The 5702-nt window shown below is 47.7% G+C and carries 5 protein-coding genes; all 5 read right to left on the reverse strand.

From position 1 onward, the window contains the following. Window positions 1-158: 158 nt before the first annotated feature. The gene (locus JMF85_RS17335; RefSeq protein ID WP_164751989.1) at window positions 159-1292 is read right to left on the reverse strand and encodes a sugar ABC transporter substrate-binding protein; all 1134 of its coding nucleotides are present in this window, start codon (window positions 1290-1292) and stop codon (window positions 159-161) included. A 146-nt stretch (window positions 1293-1438) separates the two neighbouring features. After that, window positions 1439-2464 (reverse strand): ABC transporter permease, encoded by a 1026-nt coding sequence (locus JMF85_RS17340; RefSeq protein WP_127610794.1) that lies wholly within the window; start codon window positions 2462-2464, stop codon window positions 1439-1441. 51 nt (window positions 2465-2515) lie between these two features. Further along, window positions 2516-3475 (reverse strand): ABC transporter permease, encoded by a 960-nt coding sequence (locus JMF85_RS17345; protein WP_127610795.1) that lies wholly within the window; start codon window positions 3473-3475, stop codon window positions 2516-2518. Then, window positions 3472-4998 carry a sugar ABC transporter ATP-binding protein gene (locus JMF85_RS17350; RefSeq protein WP_127610796.1) on the reverse strand — a complete coding sequence of 509 codons (1527 nt, stop codon included), beginning with the start codon at window positions 4996-4998 and terminating at the stop codon, window positions 3472-3474. The genes JMF85_RS17345 and JMF85_RS17350 overlap by 4 nt, the downstream gene beginning before the upstream one ends. A gap of 397 nt (window positions 4999-5395) precedes the next feature. Continuing rightward, the gene (locus JMF85_RS17355) at window positions 5396-5695 is read right to left on the reverse strand and encodes a DJ-1/PfpI family protein (RefSeq protein ID WP_269103492.1); all 300 of its coding nucleotides are present in this window, start codon (window positions 5693-5695) and stop codon (window positions 5396-5398) included. Window positions 5696-5702 lie beyond the last annotated feature (7 nt).

Below are 5702 nucleotides of genomic sequence, written 5' to 3' on the forward strand. Positions count from 1 at the left end.
TGACTAGCGGTCACATGACTGCCACCCCCTTTAAAGAGCTCCGCGATTTCACACTTTACCGCATCGAGCTGTCTATAACGTCCTTGCCTGCCGCCTACGGGCTGCGAGCCTGGATGGCTGCGTCCGGATCTTGACGGTTCTCGTTGTGCTTTACGTTGTTATTTCCGTTTTGTACCAAGGGCCCAATCTGTATAGGCTAGCGTAATATCTAAATTGGATTTATCAACGACATTAGTTGGAATATTCTGAACTTTAGCGATATTATACCCTAGAATTTTAGTCAAAAAGACCGCTTTAATCAGCTCCCTGCCATTATCAACCGGATTTACGTTAACCGTTGCGGTCAGCTTTCCCTCGCGAATGGAGTCATAACCTGATTTAAGACCGTCTGCCCCGATGACCATGATTCCCTCCTTGCCATCCCAAAACTTCAGGCCACGCGATTCCACAGCCGATACCGCTCCAAGAGCCATTTCTTCATTTTCTCCATAGATCAGATTCACATCAGGATGGGCTTGGAGTAGGTTCTCTGCAGCCTGCATCCCTTTGTCGCGAACATAATCGCCACGTTGCTCCCCAACGATTTGCATGTCAGGATACTGCTTTATTGCCTCAAGAAATCCGTTTTTCCGTGAAGTAGACCAGTGTCCCGGCAGGCCCCAAACCAATAGAATCTTACCTTTTCCTTTCAACTTTTCTGCCGCATACTTCCCTACTGCATATCCGGACTGGTAATGGTTGTTATAGGTAATGACAGAAGTCGCCTTTAAAGCGCTTTCGGGCCACATCTCAGCCGGCATGTTGAACATAAAAATCGAGGTTCCTTGATCCATAGCCTTTTGATAGACGGCATTCATCGAATCAAAATCCCCTGCTGAACAAACCAGGACGGCATCGAATTTTTTGGCAGTCCAGTTTTCAATGCTTGCCACTTGTGCTTCCACGGACTGAAAATCCTTGGGCGGAGCCGCTTCGAACTCAATCTTGACGCCAAAGCGATCGCTTAATTCATTGATCATCGTATAGGCTCCGCCCGTCATAATCTCGTAGTATTCAGTAGCGTAAGGCGGTGTAAATCCAATTTTAAGCGTTTTACCATCCGCTACCTTTTTCACGAAATTCTCGAAGTTCTGATCTCCCCACTGATAATACTTACCGCTGGGAGAAGTGTCATCGGCTTGGTCTGCAGGCTTGGACGATGCTTCCTCATTGTCGGTACAACCAGACAGGATCATGGTTGTTACCAGTGCGATGATCATTGTTGTTTTCATGATCATACTTTTTAAGAACATGCTTTCGACCTCCTCAATTTTTTGAACCATTTGCATCCGGCCAAGTTTCAATAAAACGACTTCACCTCCTTCACATTGTTGGCACTAGCTTCTCGGGCAGTGTCTATTATGGTTTCCCCCATAGCTAGTGGCTGCGAACAAACGTCCTACGTACTTTTCACATGTTTGCTTCGGAATAATTCGCCCCAAAAATTCACAGATACGGCAACCAGAATGATGACGCCTATAACGATCGTTTCCCAGAACGGATCTACGTTTAAGAGATTCAAGCTGTTTTTAATCAAGAATAATATAAGGGTTCCGAGCACAGTTCCGGTCAGACTTCCTTTTCCGCCCGCTAAACTTGTTCCGCCGATGATGACGGCAACTAATGCCTCCAACTCGTAGTTCTTGCCCATTTCCGGTTGCACGGTGGTGAGACGCGAGGCAAGAAGAATACCGGCCAGGGCAGCAATCACGCCAGATAACGCGTAGACTTTTATCCGCAACTTATCTACATGGAGTCCGGATACACGTACCGATTCCTCGCTGCTCCCAAGGGCCAGGATGTGGCGGCCAAACTTCATTCTGCGATAGAGGAACAGGAGGATAACAAACAGAACCACCGCTACGATAACAGGAAACTGTACGTTCAAAATACGCCCTTGACCGAGAAATCCGAAATTACTCTTCATATAATTCCGGAAAGGGGTGGCTTCCGTCCAGACGAAGAGAATGCCGCGTACGATCACCATCATAGCCAGGGTTACAATAAATGGTGATATTTTTAATTTTGTAATGACGAGTCCATTTGTAATACCTATTACTCCACCAACGATTAAACCAGATAGAATAGCTAGAACAATATTGACATCATGGTGAAGCATCCAAGCAGTCGTCCCACCAGAAATACCGATGATCGAGCCGACCGACAAGTCAATACCGCCCGTCGTGAGAACAAAGGTCATACCCAATGCGACAATCATGACAAACGCAGATTGCTGCAGCACGTTTAACAGATTGGTGTAGGTGAGGAAACGATCCGAGACAATGGACATGGCTACAAAGATGGTGCCTATAAAAATGAGAAGACCTAGTATTTGTCGATCCATTCTTAGCAGCCTATCAGAAACCGAATACCTCATAGGTTCTCGAACCGAATGTCGGATAGGTTCTTGACTGTTATTGGCCAACTTCTTAACCTCCTTCTTTCATGATTTTAAATTATGGCGATAATACCGGGCCTAATCCGCTCTTGAAGATGTCATTCGTTCTGCACCTACCGCAATAAGGATAATCAAACCGGTGATGATCAATCGATAGAACTGATTAACCGAAAGTAGATCCAATCCATTGGAAATCAGTGCAAGGATTGTGGACCCGACCGCCACACCGACAACACTGCCCTTGCCTCCAAACATGCTCGTGCCGCCAATAACTGCTGCCGAGATCGCATCCAACTCATAGTTAGTCCCCATAAGCGGCTGCACGGAGGTTAGACGAGAAGTCAGCATAATACCGGAAGCAGCGGCAAGCAAACCGGAAAGCGCATACACTCTTATATTGATGTTATTAGTAGAGATACCGGATAAATGAGCCGCTTCTTTATTAGAGCCTACTGCAACAACAAAACGTCCGAATTTGGTAAAACTGAACAGAAAATAACACAATAGAAAAATGATCAAAGCAATCCAGACCGGACTAGGTATTCCCAGAACATATCCCTGAGCAATAAATTTAAATTCCTGCGAGGCAAAATTGCGTATCGGCTCTTTAGAAGTTAACAGAAATAACAATCCTCGTGCGATATAGAGCATCGCGAAGGTCGCCAAAAAGGGTGATATGCGCAACCTCGTGATGATGATCCCATTAAATAGACCTATTAGGGTACCTAAGGCAAGCCCGGCCAGGATAGCTAGCCACATGTTTGTGCCGTGTACCATCAGCCAGCCGCTGACACCGCCACAGAGACCAAGAATCGAACCTACCGATAAATCGATGCCTCCCATGGTCAGAACAAACATGGTACCGAAGGCGACGATCAGGATAAATACGGATTGTAGCAGCAGGTTAGACAAGTTTTCGGCAGTTAAAAAGTACGGAGAAGACACGGACAAAAACAGAAACAACAGGATAAGAATCATCGACACGCCAATTCCTTCGCGATGAAAGATTGGCAGTAATTTATTTGTAATCGTACTCATCTATGTCCTCCCGAAGCATACAGCATTATATTCTCCTCGGTAGCTTCCTTACGGGTAAATTCCTTAACAAATTCCCCTTTGTGCATCACATAGATGCGATCGCATAGCCCCATCAACTCGGGAAGTTCCGATGACACCAGGAGAACCCCTCCTCCCTTGCGCACAAACTCTGCAATTAAGCTGTACACTTCAACCTTGGCCCCAACATCGATCCCTTGGGTCGGTTCATCAAAGAACAAAACTTTCGGCTGTGTGAAGAGCCACTTGGCCAGGATTACTTTCTGCTGATTTCCTCCGCTCAGGAACCTGACTTTTTGATTCACAGAAGGCGTCTTAATACGTAAACGTTTAACAAATTCCTCGGCAATTTGCGCTTCTTTCCTTTTCCTTAACACCAGCCTCCTTGATACCACTCGCTCTAGATTAGCCATGGTAATATTTTGACTGACCGACAGTTCCAGCAGCACTCCATGCATCTTTCGATTTTCCGGCAAAAATCCAATACCTGCTCGGATGGCATCGTGAGGCGAGCGAATCTGACATGTTCGTCCGTGTATGGCTACGGTTCCTGAACTGATCGGATCGGCCCCCACGACAGCGCGTAAGGTCTCCGTTCTCCCTGACCCAGCGAGACCCGCTATCCCTACAATTTCTCCCTCTCGAATATGGAGGTTGATGTCGCTCAAAACTCCGCTGCGGCTTAAGTTTGAGACTCGTAGAACTTCTTTGCCGACAGGCACGGTCTCTTTTACGATATAATTCGTTACTTCCCGGCCGACCATCATAGAGACCAGTTCATCAACACTAGTTTCATGCTTATTCACGGTAGCCACATATTTCCCGTCACGCATAACGCACATACGATCTGCAAGTAAAAAAAGTTCGCGAAGATGATGCGATACGTAAATCACAGATACACCCTGTTCCTTTAACATTCGGATAAAGTCAAATAAAACTTCCCGCTCGTGTTCAGCGAGCGCTGCCGTTGGCTCATCCATAATCACAACAGATGCCTGAACGGAAAGTGCCTTCACAATTTCAATGACACGATTTTTTAATGCACCCAGTTCGTTTACGGGCCGTTGCAGATCCTCTAAAGTATCGAAGAAATTGCGATAAAGTTTCTCCGTCTCATGATACATGGCTTGCTCATCCATCGAATGCCATGCACGACCCAGTACTGGCGTAACAATCTCTCGTCCGAGGTATAAATTCTGCACGGCGGTTAAATGAGGAGCTAGTGTAGGTTCTTGAAATATGGTGCTGATGCCAAGCTTCTGAGCATCCTTGGTATCTTGTATGTCTACCGTTTCCCCTCGCACTTGAATCTCCCCGCCATCCTTACGATACAACCCCGAGAGAATTTTAATCAGCGTGGACTTGCCCGCACCATTTTCACCTACCAGGGCCAGCACTTCCCCCTTACGCACATCAAAGGAAACGTTATCAAGTGCCAGAACACCAGGGAATCTCTTGGTAATTCCCTTTAATGATACGAGTACTTGATCGTCTGCAACCGCCATCTAATCCTCCTCCTATCCTTTATCATTTTTGTACGTTCCTAGATTTTGTTAAACGTTTACGTATGAAGACACCTTCTATGAATCAAAAGGTCAGGTTCCTGAGCGGAGGAAACCAGCAGATAGTCATTCTGGTCAAGCGGGCTCTTACATCGGTGATCTTCATTGCACTGCCCTCGCTTTTCCTTGAGGAAAGGGATCAGACCGGCCCAGTCGTAATCTTGGACCCGCGAAATGGATGGTTAAGGCTGCTAACCCATCGACTTCGCGGGTTATGGTTGTTTTCCTCTTTCAATCTCCATAGACTCATTGGGCTTTTGCAGACCGCTTAATGCTTCGGACGGCTCAGCGCTACTCGTTCTCGTCCACCGCTGCAACGCGCACCGTCGCACGCGCCTGCTTAGATGCCGCTGCTCACCGATGCCCGTTCGAGATACTTGACGATCTCCCGGGCGAAGGCCGGCAAATCTTCAGGCGTCCGGGACGTAATCACGTTCCCGTCGCACACGACCTCAGCATCTACCCACTCGCCCCCGGCGTTCACCACGTCGTCGCGAATCGGCAGATAGCCCGTCGCCCGCCGCCCGCGTACCGCACCCGCTGACGCGAGCATCCATCCGCCGTGGCAGATAGCCGCCGTCAACTTCCCGGACTCGTACGCCCCGCGGACAAGATCGACCATGGGCTTAGAGAGCCGCATGTGATCT

The sequence above is a fragment of the Paenibacillus sp. EPM92 genome, assembly GCF_016586185.1.
GTDB lineage: Bacteria > Bacillota > Bacilli > Paenibacillales > NBRC-103111 > Paenibacillus_G > Paenibacillus_G validus.